Here is a 17,495-nt window from a genome sequence, read left to right on the forward strand (position 1 = left end):
TTAGTAAACAGAAAAGTTCAATGTTGGGCTTTTCTGTTTTTTTCTGTTTATTTTTTGGGAAAACGGATTCTTTGACAATATCAGTGATGCTCTCTAGTATATGAGGTGTAATTTTAGTCTTCACACTAAATCTCAGGGAGGAAAAGTCATGACTGATCGTATCTCGTTAGAAAAGGAAGCAGTAGCATTCAGTGATGCAAATGCGCCTCATCCGCGTATCTATGAACTAGCACCGGAAGAAGGAAGAGCTTTACTAGAAGAAGTACAAGAATCACCTGTGAACAAATATTCCGTCGATATTGAAGACTTGATGGTGGATACTGGCGAATGGGGAAAACTCAATATTCGTCTCGTACGACCAGAAGGGAATATGGATAAATTACCAGTTATTTTTTATATTCATGGAGCAGGCTGGGTTTTTGGCAGTGCTCAAACCCATGATAAATTGATCAGAGAACTTGCGGTTCGTACGAATTCCGTCGTTGTCTTTCCAGAATATAGTCGATCACCAGAAGCAAAATATCCAACAGCAATTGAACAAAATTATGCTGTGTTGCAACAGCTGAATAAATTAGCCAAGTCAAAAAATCTGGATCTCGAGAATCTAATCGTTGCAGGAGATTCAGTAGGTGGTAACATGGCTACAGTCATGACGATCTTAACAAAAGAACGAAAGGGCCTCCCAATATCCAAGCAATTGCTGTATTATCCAGTCACAAACGCTGATTTTGATACAGATTCCTATCATGAATTCGGAGAAAACTATTTTTTGACAAGAGAAGGAATGATGTGGTTTTGGGACCAATATACGACGAATGAAGAAGAGCGTGCTGAAATCACAGCTTCGCCTTTGAGAGCAGACCTGAATGAACTAAATGATCTTCCTCCAGCAATGATTTTAACGGGAGAAGCGGATGTATTAAGAGATGAAGGTGAGGCTTATGCGCGCAAACTTCGTGATGCAGGGGTTCCTGTTACACAAGTACGCTTCCAAGGAATCATCCATGATTTTGTCATGGTAAATGCTATGGATCAGACAAAGGCAACGCGTGCAGCAATGGCATTATCTACTTCTTGGATCAAGAAAAAAGAATAAGCTTTGCTTGTCCGCAGGAAAACTTCTTTTCAAAAACGGATTTTCTTAGGAAAAATGGCGAGTTTGACTAGTCAATCACTTGATTTTGTTTTACAATTAAAAAGAAACGACAGAGCAAAGGAGAGCTTAAAAAATGGGCAAATTTCAAGTGATCGATCATCCATTGATTCAACACAAACTAACTATTATTCGGGACAAAAACTGCGGAACAAAGGTTTTTCGTGAAGTAGTCGATGAAATCGCTATGTTGATGGCATATGAAGTATCACGGGATATGCCATTGGAAGACATCGTGATCGAAACACCGATCACTGAAACAACACAAAAAACGTTGTCTGGTAAAAAAGTAGCGATTATTCCAATCTTGCGCGCAGGTATTGGAATGGTTGACGGTATCTTGGAATTGATTCCAGCTGCTAAAGTGGGACATATCGGTCTTTATCGAGATGAAGAAACATTGGAACCACATGAATATTTCGTCAAACTTCCAGAAGACATTGATGCACGTCAGTTGTTTGTAGTAGATCCAATGTTGGCAACAGGCGGATCAGCAATCATGGCAATCGATGCATTGAAAGAACGTGGCGCGTCGAACATCAAATTTGTTTGTTTGGTAGCAGCACCTGAGGGAGTAAAAGCTTTGCAAGAAGCGCATCCTGATATTGACATCTATACAGCTTCTCTAGATGAAAAATTGAATGAACATGGTTATATCGTTCCTGGACTAGGGGATGCGGGTGACCGTTTGTTTGGTACAAAATAAGTAAATACGAAAAAGGGTGTGACACAACTTTTGTCACATCCTTTTTTGGTCATTTTTAACGTTTGATGCAGAACAGCTTTTTCACAGCTTTCGTTTGCATATAAAAAAACCATCCCAAAAATGCAGAGATGGTCAAATTCAAATCTTTTTTAGTTCTTTGTAGTTAACGATTACTACACCCTTACTTTGCGTCATCAAGTTCGCATTTTCTGCAGTTTCATCAATCTCAACAACAGCGGAATTTTTCAATTGCTTTGAAATCGTTCCAGTTTGCGACTTGCCGTGAATTGTGAACATTACGTGAGTATTGATCTTGAATTTTTCACCAATTTCCGATGGTACGATAGTTGTATCAAATTTTCCAAAAGTTGCCATTTTCATAAAACCTGCCTTTCACATCTATTATACCACGTTTTATGAAAAATATCATGAAATTAAACTAATTTTCCATCGGACTCTTTACAATCAGCCAAATAGAGTATATAATTTCTTTTGGATAAGGCCAGCTTAGCTCAGTTGGTAGAGCAACGCACTCGTAACGCGTAGGTCACAGGTTCGATCCCTGCAGCTGGCATAAAGCAAAAGACAGATACCCGACCAGGGTATCTGTCTTTTTTATTTATGTCTGTGTGATTTAAAAACCATTAAAAATAGCGTATACTTTGTTTATAGAATGTAGTGGGGAGAAATATATTTCTGGGAGGAAATTGTGATGTCTAAAAGTGAAGAAATAGAAAACATGGTACTAAAATTATATGATCTCGTTTTAAATCCAGAGATCAATGAAAAGGAACGTATACTTCTGATAGAAGCAAAAACAGGCTTAGAAAAAGGTCAGTATTATCCTAAAGTCATGAATAATTTGGAACGTAGTTTACGACCGTTAGCAATCAAGGGGGAATTGTCTAAACCAGTCTCACCGTTTTATATGGAGATATCAACAATAGGAAAATTTGAAAAAGAATTAGGTCGAGGAATGGCTTCGGCACCGATTACTTTTGGGCATTTATAAAAAGATTTGTATCAATCAAAAGTTTTCTACTAATTCAATTGTAGTTTTTTCAAATAACGCTAGGTTCAAATGATTCTATTCATTCCCAAAGTTAAATGGATTTATCTTAACTTTGGGGAATTTTTTGCTACAAATTTTCATAAACTGGCAGATGTTCTAAGTAAGCAAGTATCTTTTCAAAGTCGGAAAAATCCATGATCAACGTAGTGGTATTGATATTTGGATGAAAGCCTACGGTATCTTGACGATCAATAGCAGCATCGATCACGACTTGGATTTTTTTCTCTTTGTCGTGCATCAATGCTAATGGAGTCACTGTACCTGCTGGAACGCCTAGGAGGTCAGGAAGCTGTTCTTCAGAAACAAAAGATAAGCGCTTTTCTTTTAATTGTTCAGCTAGTTGTTTTAAATCGGCATGCTTTTCATCAGGCAAGATGACAAGATAGATTTGTTTTCCTTTTCTTGATTTCAATAATAGATTTTTTACTTGCGGACCAGGTAGGGAAAAAGGGACATTTTTGACTGACGTAATCGCAGGATGATCGACTTTTTGAAAAGAGATATCCAGTTTTTTTAGTAGTTCATAAGCTTCTTGTTCGGTTGCACGACTCATCGCGCATCACCCTCCTTTTTTTATTAGTGTATCATAAAAAAGAGTTGACAAGAGTTGACAAATGAAAAATAATCATGTAAATTACACGTAAAGTTAAAACAAATGACATCGAAAAGAAGAGTAGCAGTTAGGTGTTTTTAGAGAGTCTCTGGTTGGTGGAAAGAGGCAGCAGTTAACCGTGAAACACATCTTGGAGTCGATTTTCTGAAGCGTATAGTAGGAAAATCCGGGGAGCCCGTTACAGCTGCGGTCGTTGCTAGATGACCAGGTAAGGCTGGCTTTTCCGTGAGGAGCCGGTAAAAAAAGGTGGAACCACGTGATTAACGTCCTTTGATCTTCGGATCAAAGGACGTTTTGTTTTCATCTGAACGGCAACGACTGTGTGAGGTTTTTTCTGCAAGGAAAAAATAAACAGAGGTGGAACCACGTATAATACGTCCTCTTGGCATTTGCCAAGAGGATTTTTTTATTTTAAAGGAGGAAAAGAAGATGGAGTATTTAATTGAAGTTATGCCGCAATTATTAGTAGGAGCACTCACAACATTGAAATTATTTTTATTTACCTTGATTGGCTCGTTGCCATTAGGGATTATTTTAGCACTAGGATTGTCCTTGCATTTTAAGCCGCTACGCTACTTGCTTCAAACATATGTATGGGTTATGCGGGGAACACCGCTGTTGTTGCAACTGATTTTTATTTTTTATGGGTTGCCGACGATTGGGATCGTTTTTGATCGTTTCGAAGCAGCACTCATTGCCTTTATCTTAAACTATGCAGCTTATTTTGCAGAGATCTTTCGTGGAGGGATACAATCGATTCCTCAAGGTCAATATGAAGCAGCGCAAGTTTTGCAATTAAGTCCCTTTCAAACGGTGACGAAAATCGTCATCCCACAAGTGACAAAGATTGTTTTACCTTCTGTAGGGAATGAAGTTATCAACTTGGTCAAAGATTCTTCCTTGATCTATATATTAGGTTTAGGTGACGTAATGCGTGCTGGGAAAATCGCGATGGAACGCGACGCGACTTTACTGCCTTTGCTAGGCGTGGCAATCATCTATCTTACATTGACTGGTATTCTAACAATCGTAATGAAACAAGTTGAAGGAAAATTAAATTATTACCGCTAACTGATAGGAGGAAGAAATATGATTGAATTGAAGAAAGTGAACAAAGCATTTGGTGAAAAAAAAATAATCAAAGATTTGAATCTAATCATTCCAGATGGGAAAACATTAGCTATCGTAGGTCCTTCCGGTGGCGGTAAAACCACGCTTTTACGTATCTTGGCTGGCTTAGAAAGTTCTGACAGCGGAGAATTTTATTTAGATGGTGTACCGTTCAACCCATTCGAGCTTAAAATGAAAGAACAAGTTGTAGGAGTCGTATTCCAAGACTTCCAGCTATTTCCACATCTGAATATTTTTGAAAACATTACCTTAGCACCAAAAATGGTATTGAAACAGACAAAAGAAGAATACACCAAAAAAGCAGAAGAATTAGCGGCTTCATTAGGGATTAGTGATTTATTGAATAACTATCCTTATCAGCTTTCTGGCGGACAAAAACAGCGGGTAGCGATTGCCAGAGCATTGGCTATGAATCCACGGGTATTGGCTTATGATGAACCAACAAGTGCTTTAGATCCTGAATTACGCCAGCAAGTCGAGCGTTTGATCCTATCATTGAAAGAAGATGGGGTAACCCAAATTATTGTCACCCATGATTTAGTATTTGCAGAAAATGTCGGTGATCAATTACTAAAAGTTTCCCCAATTCATTAAGAAAGGAGAAGACAGAGATGAAAAAAACTAGTTTTCTATTCGCTTTGATCGCAGGTCTTCTTCTTTTTGCAGGCTGTTCGAACAAAAAAACTTCAGCAGATAATTGGGCGACTATCAACGAAGAGAAAAAAATCGTTATAGGTTTAGACGATACATTTGTTCCTATGGGATTTAGAGATAAAGACGGGAAGCTCACAGGATTTGATATTGATTTAGCCAAAGCAGTCTTTGAACAATATGGGATTACGGTAGACTTTCAGCCCATTGACTGGTCAATGAAGGAATTTGAACTGAACAATGGAACGATCGATTTGATATGGAACGGCTATTCCAAAACGCCGGCAAGAGAAAAGAAAGTGCAATTTACAAAACCTTATATGGAAAACGATCAAGTGCTGATCACACCTAAAGAATCAGGAATCACAAACTTTGGACAAATGAATAATAAGAGACTAGGTGCGCAAAATGGGTCATCTGGTTATGATGTATTTACGAAACAACCAGAAGTATTAAAAGAGATAGTCAAAAACCAAGATGCTGTTTTGTATGATAGTTTTAATGAAGCATTGATCGATCTGAAAAGCAGACGGGTCGATGGTCTGCTGATGGATAAAGTATACGCAGACTATTATTTGAAACAAAGAAACGAACTAGAAGACTTCAACATAACAAAAGGTTCTTATGAAAGTGAGGATTTTGCAGTTGGTGCACGAAAGTCAGATAGTACATTAGTGAAAAAAATCAATGAAGCCCTAGATCAACTAGAGAAAACAGGTGAATTCCAAAAAATATCCGATAAATGGTTTGGCGAAGATGTTACGCCGAGAAATTAACAAATAGGGGACTGTGACAAAAGACGTGTCACAGTCCCTTTTTCCGAATAAACAGTGTTCTCCTGCCAACTCCTTGTGACTCGGAGCTGAATGGCAGGCTCACAACCTCTTGGTAAACGGTGTTCAAAAGCCAGTTTCTCGGTATTAAGCCAAATTTATGCAAAAATGTAGAAAGCCATTTTCACAAAATTTTTCTTACTACTCGAAACTAAGCGACTTTTTCACAACCTCTTTCTTAAACGGTGTTCAATCAGCTGACTCTCGGTATTAGCTCAAAAAACGGCAAAATATGAGGAACTATTTTGCCGTTTGTTTCTCTAATACTCAGGTCAAAGTGCTGATTTCACAACCTCTTGGTAAACGGTGTTCAAAAGCTTGCATCTGCGGTAATAAATCCAGCCAAGTAAAAACATAAGAAGCTGTTTTTACTTGGCTGTTCTTATTACTTGATGCAGGGTAGCTTTTTCACAACCTCTTATACACGGTGTTCCAGAAGTAGCTTCTTCGAAAAATAAGCCGAAATTTTACAAAACTTTGAGAAGCAATTTTCGTACATTACTTCTTGTTTCTTGAAGCTGACCACTTCTGTCACAACCTCCTTTACATAATTTTATTTTGTTGTGGAAGGGGTTTCGTGTTATTCTAAAAGAGGAACGATTGAAGGTTATAGGAAAGGAAGAGATGAATGGAACACAAAGAACTTACCTCATTTCCAAAAGATTTTCTGTGGGGCTCTGCTTCTGCAGCGTATCAAGTAGAAGGAGCTTGGCAAGAAGATGGGAAAGGAGAATCAGTCTGGGATCGATTTGTTCGGATTCCAGGAAAGACATTTAAAGGAACGAACGGTGATTTGGCAGTAGACCACTATCATCGTTATAAAGAAGATATTGCTTTAATGAAAGAACAAGGTCTGAAAGCTTACCGCTTCTCTGTAGCTTGGACACGGATTTTTCCTAATGGACGAGGAGAAGTCAATCAAGCTGGGCTCGCTTTTTATGAGAGATTGATCGACGAATTGATTGAAAACGATATCGAACCTATGTTGACTTTATATCATTGGGATCTTCCACAAGCATTGCAAGATGAATATAATGGTTGGGAATCACGTCAGATCATTGAAGATTTCACTCATTATGCAGAAACATTATTTGAGGCATTCCGCGGGAAAGTCCATTACTGGATTAGTTTGAATGAACAAAATATCTTCACTTCATTAGGTTATTTGTTAGCAGCACATCCGCCAGGTGTGACAGACCCGAAACGAATGTATGAAGTTAACCATATTGCTAATTTAGCAAATGCATTTGTCATCAATAAATTTCACGAGTTAGAAATGCCTGGGAAAATCGGACCAAGCTTTGCGTATACGCCAAATTATCCAATTGACAGTAATCCTGAAAATGTTCTGGCTGCTGAAAATGCAGAAGACCTGATGGCCAATTATTGGATGGATGTCTATATGTGGGGAAAATATCCGATTGCTGCCATGAGGTTCTTAGAAGAAAAAGGATGGGCACCAACGATTGAAGCTGGCGATGCAGAATTGCTAGAATCTGCTAAACCAGATTTTCTTGGGATCAATTACTATCAAACGGCGACGAATGCATTCAATCCATTAAACGGAGTTGGTGCAGGAAAAATGAATACGACAGGAAAAAAAGGTTCATCAGAAGAAACTGGAGTTCTTGGAATGTATAAAAAAGTTGAGAATCCATTTGTCGAACGAACAAATTGGGACTGGGAGATTGACCCAGAAGGATTAAGGATCGGACTGCGTCGTATCACAAGCCGTTACCGCATGCCGGTACTGATTACGGAAAATGGCTTAGGAGAGTATGACAAGTTGACAGAAGATAAACAAATCCATGACGACTATCGAATCAATTACTTACAAAGCCACGTCAAAGCCATCAAAGAAGCAATTTCGGATGGAGCAGAAGTCCTAGGCTATTGCACCTGGTCTTATACAGATTTGCTTAGCTGGCTGAACGGTTATCAAAAGCGATATGGATTTGTATATGTTGATCAAGATGAAACACAAGAAGGATCTTTGGAACGATACAAGAAAGACAGTTATTACTGGTATCAAAAACTGATTGAAGAAAATGGAGAGAACCTTTAGTTCACATACTTAAAACAAGAAGGTACGGCTGGATATGGCCGTGCCTTTTTTTGATAAAATCGTTTAGAAATTAAGAAAAACTGTAAAACAAGCTGAAAAATGAAAGAAAGCGTCAGTTCTTTCAAACAAAACTTTAGTTCCCTTGCTTTTTTTTGTATAATGAAACTTGATGAAATGAGGGATAATAAATGGCACAAAAGAAACGGCCTACTAAAAAAAGGAAAAAGACGAAAAAAACGAAAAAGCAAAAACAGCAGCAGGAACAAATGCTGACGATTGGTGTTGGGTTTGCCTTGATTTTATTTGCTGTCTTCGGCTTTTTAAAATTAGGTTTTTTAGGAATATTGATTGCAAACGGCTTTCGGATCATTGCAGGAAATACTTACCAAATCCTCTGTCTTTTATTAGCCGTATTAGGATTTTGGATTGTCATTAAGAATACAGAGTTTTCAATTGGTAAAAACCGACGCTGGTTTGGCGGCATACTCTTTTATTTCGGTATCTTATTATTGTTACATGCCCATTTATTTGGCAAACTCCATACTGGGGAACCAAATATCATGGGGACGACATGGGATTTGTTAGCCAGTGATATAAAACAAAGTCAAGTAGACAATAACGTTGGTGGTGGGATGATTGGAGCAATCCTTTATCATTTTACTTACTTCTTGATTGCACAGCCTGGAAGTTATTTAGCAGCAGTGCTATTACTGGCAGGAGGAGCATTCCTGTTCAGTAATCTGGAAGGCTATCAGCTGTTAAATAGTATCCAATCAATTGGAGAACGTGTACAGGAATTATTGGAAGGTGATCCTGCCAAGCAAGCTCGAAAGCAAGCGGCAAAGGAAGAGAGAATGAAACAGCGCGCAGAAGCGAAAGAAGCAAGGCGCTTAGCTGCAAAAGAAGCTGCAGAAAAAGAAGCTGCAGAATATGAGAAGAAAAAAGCGGTGAGCCAACAAAGGGAAAATACTGCTGATGAATGGCAGGAACCAGAAAATACAGAGCCGGAGCAGCTAAGTTTTGTTCCAATCGACAGTTTTCAAGAAAATATCCATCCTGCGAATCTAGAGAAACCAGTACCAGATACACCAAAACAGACCAATACAGCAGAAGGTTTTTCAGATGAGTTGCCAGAGGATGACGGTACCTCATTAGAATTTGAGATTGAAGCAGAACAGGAAAATCAAGACTATGAATTACCGACAGTTGATTTGCTTGATTCTATACCAACTGTGGATCAAAGTGATGAGTATAAAAAAATTGAAAAAAATATCGGCGTATTAGAACAAACTTTCCAAAGTTTCGGTGTCGATGCCAAGGTCGTCAAAGCCAGCTTAGGACCATCCGTCACAAAATTCGAAGTCCAGCCGGCTGTAGGGGTAAAAGTAAGTAAAATTGTGAACTTAACAGATGATATCGCGCTTGCTTTAGCGGCGAAAGATGTCCGGATGGAAGCACCGATTCCAGGTAAATCACTGATTGGTATTGAAGTACCAAATGGAAAGATCAGTATGGTTTCCTTTAGAGAAATCATCGAAGCACAACCAAACCACCCAGATAAATTACTAGAAGTACCTTTAGGACGTGATGTTTCTGGACGGGTACAAACGGCTGATCTTTCGAAGATGCCTCACTTACTCGTGGCTGGTTCGACTGGTAGTGGGAAGTCAGTAGCAATTAATGGGATCATCACAAGTATATTAATGCGTGCTAAGCCCCATGAAGTAAAACTGATGATGATCGATCCGAAAATGGTTGAATTGAATATGTACAACGGCATACCTCATCTGTTGACGCCGGTCGTGACGAACCCTAGAAAAGCAGCGCAAGCCTTACAAAAAGTAGTACAAGAAATGGAAGAACGATATGAAAAATTCGCGGCAACCGGAGTAAGAAATATTTCTGGTTACAATGAATTTGTTCAACAGAAAAACTTGGAAAACGGAACGAAACATCCAACCTTACCATTCATCGTAGTGATCGTAGATGAATTAGCTGATTTGATGATGGTAGCCAGCAATGAAGTTGAAGATGCGATTATTCGTTTAGCGCAAATGGCTCGGGCGGCGGGGATTCATATGATCCTAGCTACTCAACGTCCAAGTGTGGATGTTATCACAGGAATCATCAAAGCAAATGTACCTTCCAGAATGGCATTTGCGGTATCAAGCGGTACAGATTCTCGGACGATCATTGATTCTAATGGGGCAGAAAAGCTCTTAGGGCGAGGAGATATGCTATTCTTGCCAATGGGTGAGAATAAACCGATCCGTGTGCAAGGAGCATTCATTTCTGACCACGAAGTAGAACGGGTCGTTCAATTTGTTACAGATCAGCAAGAAGCTCATTATGAAGAGAAAATGATGCCGACAGATGAAGTTGAAACGACAGGTGCTCCAGAACAGCCACAAGATGAGCTGTTTGAAGAAGCAAAAGCACTTGTTGTTGAAATGCAAACGGCAAGTATTTCCCTTCTCCAAAGAAGATTTCGGATCGGTTACAACCGAGCAGCACGTTTAGTAGATGAACTGGAAGCTCATGGAGTTGTTGGCCCGTCAGAAGGAAGCAAGCCTCGGAAAGTATTCATTGAGCAGGAAGAAACATCAGAAACGTTGCCGGACGATAATGACATGTAAAACTTGTGTGATGAAGGGTTGAAAAACGAATAACCAATAAAAAGACAAGGCATGATGATACCAAAAGAAAAAATGTTTTTTTCCATCTTTTCTAATACGGTATGATGTCTTGTCTTTTTAGTTTTTGTGAGATTAAAGTTCTATTCGATTTATTTGTGAAGTATTGCATTAAGGAAATGAATCATGTATAGTATGTAGCGAAACTTTGAGAAAAAGAGGGAAATGCTTTGGAAAAACAGTCCATTTATGGCTTGACGAATGAAGAATTAATCAATTGGTTTATAGAAAACGGCGAGAAAAAATTCCGAGCTGCCCAAGTTTGGGAATGGTTGTATCAAAAACGTGTAAGTAATTTCACAGAAATGACGAATCTATCGAAACAGTTGATCGAAAAATTATCGGAGCATTTTATCATCAATCCTCTAAAACAGATGGTCGTCCAAGAAGCTTCGGATGGTACAGTAAAATATTTGTTTGAACTCCCTGATAAAAACATGATTGAGACTGTACTGATGAGACAAGAATATGGCTTGTCAGTTTGTGTGACGACACAAGTAGGATGTAATATCGGCTGTACATTTTGTGCAAGCGGGCTGCTCAAAAAGAACCGTGATCTGACTGCTGGAGAAATTGTTGCGCAGATCATGATGGTCCAACATTATTTTGATGAGCGCAATCTTGGCGAACGCGTTTCACATGTCGTTGTAATGGGGATCGGTGAGCCATTTGATAATTACGACAATGTAATGGACTTTTTGCATATCATCAATGATGCCAAAGGATTGGCAATTGGTGCTCGGCACATTACAGTTTCCACTAGTGGATTAGCACACAAAATCAAGGAATTCGCTAATAACGGCTTGCAAGTCAATCTGGCTATTTCCTTGCACGCGCCGAATAATGAGGTGCGAACATCGATCATGCGGATCAACCGAAGTTTCCCAATCGAGAAATTGATGGAAGCTGTAGATGAGTATTTAGAGAAAACAAACCGTCGAATCACGTTTGAATATATCATGTTAAATCAAGTAAATGACAGACCAGAGCATGCACAGCAATTAGCCGATCTATTAAAAGATAAGAAAAAATTAGCATATGTCAACTTGATTCCATATAATCCAGTCAGTGAACATGATCAATATTCTCGCAGTCCAAAAGCTGATGTATTGAGATTTTATGATGTATTGAAGAAAAACGGCGTAAACTGTGTGATACGTAAAGAACATGGTACAGATATTGATGCAGCTTGCGGACAATTGCGAAGCAAGCAAATGAAAAAAACAGTTGCCAAATAATCGTAGCCTACTCGTTTTTTCAATTACCATAAAAGGAGCAGTTTTCTTAATTAAGGAACTGTTCAACTTAAATAAGAGAAAAGATTCTATAGCGAAAGCTATAAAGCTTTTTTTGACAAGAAAAACCCTCATCAAGCAAAGAAATGTCCTCAATTTGATGACAGCCTGCTTGATGGGGGTTTTAGCAATTATTTAACTGATTTTCTTATATCCTTGCTGGCTTTCTTGTGTAGCATGATAAGTTTCTACGTCAAGAATGGCCTGTTTAAATTTTTCTCGGGTGATTTCATAAGGCACATGTTTAATATCATTTGTTGCCATGGCTTTATCTAAGATTGCTTCTAAATCGGTCGTGACATTGAGATTCATGTCGGTTAACGATACTGGAAGTTGGTTCTTTTTCATAAACACATAGATTTTATCAAACAAATCGAACTGCTGATCCATCATCAATAAGGTCAGTACACCATAACTGACAGATGCTCCGTGAAGGTATCCCTCCATTTTTTCTAGAACAGTCGTACCGTAATAGAATGAGTGTGCCATAGCAGAATTATAGTTATTGTTAACTAAAATAGAAACCAATCCGGTAGTAACAATGATATCCGAAACGACTTGTTCAATTGCATATGAGGGACGATCGTCGGCACTATCTTTCAATGCTTGCGTACCATAAGTCAAGAGACGATCAATGCACATTTTTCCGATTTGGATTCCTAATCTATCCGTGTAGCCTAGATCATCGCCACGAGCAGAAAAAGTAGATTCGACTTCTTTGGATAAAGCATCGCCAATACCTGCCCATAAGTATTTATCAGGTGCTTCGGCAATAATTGCTGTATCAATGAAGGTGTGTACAGGTGGTTTTGAAGGAAAGAAGAGTCCGTCCATTACGCCTTCTTCGTTATAGATGACACATACCGCAGTGACGGGCGAACAGTTCGAACCAATAGTGGGAAAGGTGAAGACTGGTTTAGCTAGTTTTTCACCAATGACTTTTACAGTATCGCAAGCACGGCCACCACCGACTGCAAACAGGACGTCTGCTTTTTGGACACTTTCATGCTGGATCAACTGTTCAATATTTCCATAAGTTGAATTACCCCCGTACCAGAGACTGGCGACAACCTCTATTTCCTGTGTCAAAGCTGCTTTTATTTTGTTTTCTGCCTTTGAAAGTGCAGTCTTCCCTCCAATCAGCACTACTTTTGTCCCATATTCTTTGACGATTCCATTTGCTTTTTCATACGCATCTGTTCCAATGGTATAATTTGGTAAGAAAACACTTTGACTCATATTCATTTCCTTCTTTCTTCGTTGAAACGGGTTAAAATTTTAAAGAGTGATCGATCTGACTGCGGCTGTAGATGGAGTAGAGGTGAACCTAAGACAGGATAAGTGATGAATAAGGTGGCATGAACACCTTGAAATCATCAATAAGTATCCTAAAAACGAACAAGTACAAAAACATTGAAAACGACAATAATGAATTTTTGTTCCTCTTAGTATTTCTACCGATTCCCTTTGCTTTTTTGTAATTATCTAAAAATTCTAAAAATTAAGATTATTATATGAAAACAGGTTTTATTTGTCAATTCATAATTGGTTTTTTTAAAGCAAAAGATAATCTATATCATGATGAACAAACAGAGTTTTTTCCTCCAATTGATGGCTTTCCTGATCTTTCCTATTTTGAATAAAGTGTTTCTGTATAATTTTTTTATTTTATAAGTAAGATAAATAATGAAAGAATAGAGATACTGATTGGTAGCTAAAGATTTTTGAGCGAGAACATTTCGTTTTTTCAAAAGGACTGTTAGAATAAGCAAGAACAAGGGGGAAGACGTATGATAATCAGTGAATTTGACCGTAATAATCCAGTATTGAAAGATCAGCTTTCTGATTTACTGAGACTGACTTGGCCGGAAGAATATGGAGACAGCTCGGCAGAAGAAGTAGAAGAAATGATGAATCCAGAACGAATCGCGGTAGCAGCGGTAGACCAAGATGAGTTAGTAGGATTTATTGGTGCAATCCCTCAATACGGTATCACAGGTTGGGAATTGCATCCATTAGTTGTAGAAAGCTCCCGACGAAAGAACCAAATAGGTACTCGATTAGTCAATTACTTAGAAAAAGAAGTAGCTTCCAGAGGAGGAATCACGATTTATTTAGGTACGGATGATTTAGACCATGGAACAACGTTAAGTCAAACGGACCTGTATGAGCATACATTTGATAAAGTGGCTTCCATCCAGAACCTTCGTGAACATCCGTATGAATTCTATGAAAAATTAGGTTATAAAATCGTAGGTGTCTTACCAAATGCAAATGGCTGGGACAAACCGGATATTTGGATGGCAAAAACGATTATTCCTCGACAAGATTCTCAATAATAAAAAGAGGTTGTGACAGAAGTAATCAGCTTCAAGAAATAAGAAGAAATTTACGAAAATTACTTCTTGAATTTTTGTGAAATTCCAACTTATTTCCGAAGAAGCTACTTTTGGAACATCGTGTACCAGAGGTTGTGAAAAAGCTGTCCTGCATCAAGTAATAAGAACAGCCAAACAAAAATAGCTCCTCATATTTTTCGTTTGGTTGGGCTTATTACCGCAGATGCAAGCTTTTGAACACCGTTTAGTGGAGAGGTTGTGAAATCAGCGTCCTGACCTGAGTATTAGAGAAACAAACGGAAAAATAGTTCTTCATATTTTGCCGTTTGTTGAACTAATATCGAGGGCCAGCTGATTGAACACCGTTTAAGGAAGAGGTTGTGAAAAAGTCGCTTAGTTTCGAGTAGTAAGAAAAATTTTGTGAAAATGGCTTTCTACATTTTTGCATAAATTTGGCTTAATACCGAGAAACTGGCTTTTGAACACCGTTTATTCGGAATAAGGGACTGTGACAAGACTTTTGTCACAGTTTCTTTTTATTTATTCTTTTTTATCTTTGTATGGCAATAATAGACAATATAACGAAAATTATTTAATGGCTTTTGGAAGACCATGGAAAACCTTGTACAAAGCTATTTTTTCTGAAAAATTCCTTGAAACCTCACGAAAAAATCATTATTTTATGAAAAAGACAAAAAAAAGTGTTGATTTTTTAATAATTATTCATTAAACTCTTAAACAACTTCAGAAAATATTAATTATTCTGAAAATTCCAACAAAGGGGTACGTAAAATGAAAAAGAAATTTACATTTGGTTTGGTTGCGGTATGCGGCCTTGTACTTGCTGGATGTTATGGCGGCAGTTCAGCCACAAGCAACAGTAGTTCAGCAAAAAGCGGTTCAGCAGATGGAGGAGGCGTATTTAACTTAGTCGTGCCTCAGGAAATGCCTACAGCTGACTTATCAGTTGCAACAGATACAATCAGTTTTACAGCATTGAATAACGTTTATGAAGGAATTTACCGTCTTGATGAAGACAGCAAACCACAGCCGGCAGGAGCTAGCGAGTTGGCAGAAGTCAGTGAAGACGGATTAACTTACAAAATCAAATTACGAGAAGACGCAAAATGGTCAAATGGTGATCCTGTTACAGCAGCGGATTACGTTTATGGCTGGCAACGAACAGTAGACCCAGCTACAGCTTCTGAATATGCTTACCTGTATGCGCCAGTTGAAAATGCAGAAGACATCACAGCTGGAAAGAAAGATAAATCAGAACTAGGGATCAAAGCAGTTGGTGACTATGAATTAGAAATCAAATTGACGAAACAAACACCATATTTCCAATATCTGCTTGCTTTCCCATCATTTTTCCCACAAAAACAATCCGTAGTGGAAGAAAATGGGGATGCCTATGCATCTGCAAGTGATAAAGCTGTTTATAATGGACCATTCACATTAGAAGATTTTGATGGACCAGGAACAGATACAGAATGGACTTATAAGAAAAATGACCATTACTGGGACAAAGATACAGTAAAACTTTCTGAAATCAAAGTCAGTGTAGTAAAAGAATCTTCTACTGCATTGAACTTATTCAAAGATGGCCAAGCAGATGACGTGATCTTGTCTGGTGAGTTAGCACAGCAAAACGCAAACGATCCAGCTTATACTTCTGTTAAAGAAGCGCGGACAAGCTATATCGAATTCAATCAACGTGAAAAGAATTCACCATTCAACAATGTGAACCTAAGAAAAGCTATTTCTTATTCTATCGATCGTGAAGCTTTAGTAAAACAAGTACTAGGTGACGGATCAGTTGTCTCTACAGGATTGATCCCATCAGATATGGTAAAAAGTCCAACAACGAACGAAGACTTTGCAAAAGAAGCTGGAAAATTAGTTTCTTATGACAAAGATAAAGCAAAAGAATATTGGGAAAAAGCGAAAAAAGAATTGGGCGTTGATTCTTTAGAATTTGATTTGATGGCTTCTGATGATGATTCATCGAAAAAAGTAATCGAATATGTTCAAAACTCAATCCAAGAAAACTTGGATGGCGTAACAGTCAAACCAACACCTGTTCCATTCTCTGTACGTCTTGACCGCTCAACTTCGGGTGATTTTGACGCAGTACTAGGCGGATGGGCTGCTGACTATGCAGACCCAAGCAGCTTTACTGATTTGTTTGTCACAGGTAATTCATACAACCGTGGTCGCTGGAGCAATGCAGAATATGACGAAGCAGTTAAAGCAGCTTCATCAACAGACGCTGGTGATGAACAAGCCCGTTGGGATGATTTCCAAAAAGCAATCAAGATCATCTCTGATGATATGGGTGTCGTTCCGGTGTACCAAAAAGCAGAAGGTCACCTAGTGAATGAAAAAGTCAAAGGTATCGTTCACCATGCGGCAGGCGCTTCATGGGATTACAAATGGACATACGTTGAAGAATAATCGTTAATACCGTGAGCATGAGAAAAAACGAGGCTGCGGCAAATGTCGCAACCTCGTTCTCATATTCACTTATCCTAACAAAGAAAAAAGCATGAAAATAGCAGAAAGAGCAATTAGTATTCCGGCAATGATCAGCCAAAAGCTGTACATACCGTAGCTGGCAGACGAGAGCGAGGAAAATTCTGGTTTTTTCTTTCGGTTCCTTGTTCGTGCAAGATGGACCGATCGCTGAAAATGATCGAAGAAACCCGAAGAAAAGACCCATAAAAAACCGCCAATAATCAGAAACGGCAATGACCATAAGAATAGATCATTAGATAATTGAATGAGTGTAAAGGAATGGTTGATGAGATTTTTTATTAAAATAACCAGAATCAGTAGAGAAGCTACTGCGTAGGGGATAAATTTTTTTTTCATTTGATTGCTCCTTTATTTTTGGTTCATTATCTAATAATGTAGCGAAACATCTGTCAGAAGTCAAAAGCTA

Annotated in this window: 16 protein-coding genes, 1 tRNA gene, 1 pseudogene and 1 other annotated feature; of the genes and pseudogenes, 13 read left to right on the forward strand and 5 right to left on the reverse strand. The window is 38.4% G+C overall.

Translation table 11 applies throughout. From position 1 onward, the window contains the following. The first annotated feature begins 148 nt into the window (after positions 1-148). Positions 149-1,096 carry an alpha/beta hydrolase gene (locus OS139_RS07430; RefSeq protein WP_002300133.1) on the forward strand — a complete coding sequence of 316 codons (948 nt, stop codon included), beginning with the start codon at positions 149-151 and terminating at the stop codon, positions 1,094-1,096. Positions 1,097-1,229: 133 nt separating this feature from the next. Next, a complete protein-coding gene (gene upp, locus OS139_RS07435) occupies positions 1,230-1,859 on the forward strand; it encodes a uracil phosphoribosyltransferase (protein ID WP_002294095.1) in 630 nt (209 codons plus the stop codon). Positions 1,860-1,997: 138 nt separating this feature from the next. On the opposite strand, the gene OS139_RS07440 is transcribed toward upp, so the two are convergent. Continuing rightward, positions 1,998-2,240, reverse strand: coding sequence for a hypothetical protein (locus tag OS139_RS07440; RefSeq protein WP_002294094.1), 243 nt, complete (start codon positions 2,238-2,240; stop codon positions 1,998-2,000). Between the two features lie 120 nt (positions 2,241-2,360). Here OS139_RS07440 and OS139_RS07445 point away from each other — a divergent pair. Together OS139_RS07445 and OS139_RS07450 are read left to right on the forward strand one after the other, a co-directional pair. Beyond that, positions 2,361-2,433, forward strand: a tRNA-Thr gene (locus OS139_RS07445). Between the two features lie 138 nt (positions 2,434-2,571). Continuing rightward, the gene (locus OS139_RS07450; protein ID WP_002291543.1) at positions 2,572-2,871 is read left to right on the forward strand and encodes a bacteriocin immunity protein; all 300 of its coding nucleotides are present in this window, start codon (positions 2,572-2,574) and stop codon (positions 2,869-2,871) included. 127 nt (positions 2,872-2,998) lie between these two features. Here OS139_RS07450 and OS139_RS07455 read toward each other — a convergent pair whose 3' ends face one another. Further along, on the reverse strand, positions 2,999-3,484 hold the full coding sequence (locus OS139_RS07455) for a prolyl-tRNA synthetase associated domain-containing protein (protein ID WP_002307222.1): 486 nt from the start codon (positions 3,482-3,484) through the stop codon (positions 2,999-3,001). Between the two features lie 99 nt (positions 3,485-3,583). After that, positions 3,584-3,818: a binding site (T-box leader), on the forward strand. Between the two features lie 155 nt (positions 3,819-3,973). On the opposite strand from OS139_RS07455, the gene OS139_RS07460 reads away from it, so the two are divergent. The 7 genes from OS139_RS07460 to OS139_RS07490 all read left to right on the forward strand — a co-directional run bounded on the left by OS139_RS07460 (position 3,974) and on the right by OS139_RS07490 (position 12,351). Beyond that, complete coding sequence (locus OS139_RS07460; RefSeq protein ID WP_002307224.1) at positions 3,974-4,615, forward strand: amino acid ABC transporter permease; 642 nt, start codon at positions 3,974-3,976, stop codon at positions 4,613-4,615. A gap of 18 nt (positions 4,616-4,633) precedes the next feature. Then, positions 4,634-5,269, forward strand: coding sequence for an amino acid ABC transporter ATP-binding protein (locus tag OS139_RS07465; protein WP_002299692.1), 636 nt, complete (start codon positions 4,634-4,636; stop codon positions 5,267-5,269). A 17-nt stretch (positions 5,270-5,286) separates the two neighbouring features. After that, complete coding sequence (locus OS139_RS07470; protein WP_002289242.1) at positions 5,287-6,102, forward strand: amino acid ABC transporter substrate-binding protein; 816 nt, start codon at positions 5,287-5,289, stop codon at positions 6,100-6,102. A gap of 685 nt (positions 6,103-6,787) precedes the next feature. Further along, positions 6,788-8,224: a glycoside hydrolase family 1 protein gene (locus OS139_RS07475; RefSeq protein WP_002332159.1), complete on the forward strand. Its 1,437-nt coding sequence runs from the start codon at positions 6,788-6,790 to the stop codon at positions 8,222-8,224. Positions 8,225-8,412: 188 nt separating this feature from the next. Beyond that, entirely contained in the window at positions 8,413-10,860 is a 2,448-nt protein-coding gene (locus OS139_RS07480) for a DNA translocase FtsK (protein WP_002332158.1), read from the forward strand. 227 nt (positions 10,861-11,087) lie between these two features. Continuing rightward, positions 11,088-12,155, forward strand: coding sequence for a 23S rRNA (adenine(2503)-C(2))-methyltransferase RlmN (rlmN, locus tag OS139_RS07485; RefSeq protein WP_002293986.1), 1,068 nt, complete (start codon positions 11,088-11,090; stop codon positions 12,153-12,155). Continuing rightward, complete coding sequence (locus OS139_RS07490; protein ID WP_002307236.1) at positions 12,145-12,351, forward strand: hypothetical protein; 207 nt, start codon at positions 12,145-12,147, stop codon at positions 12,349-12,351. Before rlmN ends, OS139_RS07490 begins: the two co-directional genes overlap by 11 nt. Here OS139_RS07490 and OS139_RS07495 read toward each other — a convergent pair. Further along, positions 12,348-13,451, reverse strand: a complete 1,104-nt coding sequence (locus tag OS139_RS07495; RefSeq protein ID WP_002332157.1) for an iron-containing alcohol dehydrogenase family protein — start codon at positions 13,449-13,451, stop codon at positions 12,348-12,350. The two genes, OS139_RS07490 and OS139_RS07495, sit on opposite strands and share 4 nt — an antisense overlap. A 551-nt stretch (positions 13,452-14,002) precedes the next feature. Between OS139_RS07495 and OS139_RS07500 the strand changes: the two genes are divergently transcribed. Next, a complete protein-coding gene (locus OS139_RS07500; RefSeq protein ID WP_016628216.1) occupies positions 14,003-14,551 on the forward strand; it encodes an aminoglycoside 6'-N-acetyltransferase in 549 nt (182 codons plus the stop codon). 539 nt (positions 14,552-15,090) lie between these two features. Here OS139_RS07500 and OS139_RS07505 read toward each other — a convergent pair. After that, positions 15,091-15,165 (reverse strand): annotated as a pseudogene (locus tag OS139_RS07505) (ribonuclease P); the annotation flags it as partial. A 178-nt stretch (positions 15,166-15,343) separates the two neighbouring features. Between OS139_RS07505 and OS139_RS07510 the strand changes: the two are divergent. After that, positions 15,344-17,008, forward strand: coding sequence for a peptide ABC transporter substrate-binding protein (locus tag OS139_RS07510; protein WP_002332156.1), 1,665 nt, complete (start codon positions 15,344-15,346; stop codon positions 17,006-17,008). Between the two features lie 69 nt (positions 17,009-17,077). Here OS139_RS07510 and OS139_RS07515 read toward each other — a convergent pair whose 3' ends face one another. Next, the gene (locus OS139_RS07515) at positions 17,078-17,425 is read right to left on the reverse strand and encodes a DUF3899 domain-containing protein (protein ID WP_002332155.1); all 348 of its coding nucleotides are present in this window, start codon (positions 17,423-17,425) and stop codon (positions 17,078-17,080) included. Positions 17,426-17,495 lie beyond the last annotated feature (70 nt).

It is taken from the genome of Enterococcus sp. E4-223, from assembly GCF_035727065.1.
GTDB classification, from domain to species: domain Bacteria; phylum Bacillota; class Bacilli; order Lactobacillales; family Enterococcaceae; genus Enterococcus_B; species Enterococcus_B faecium.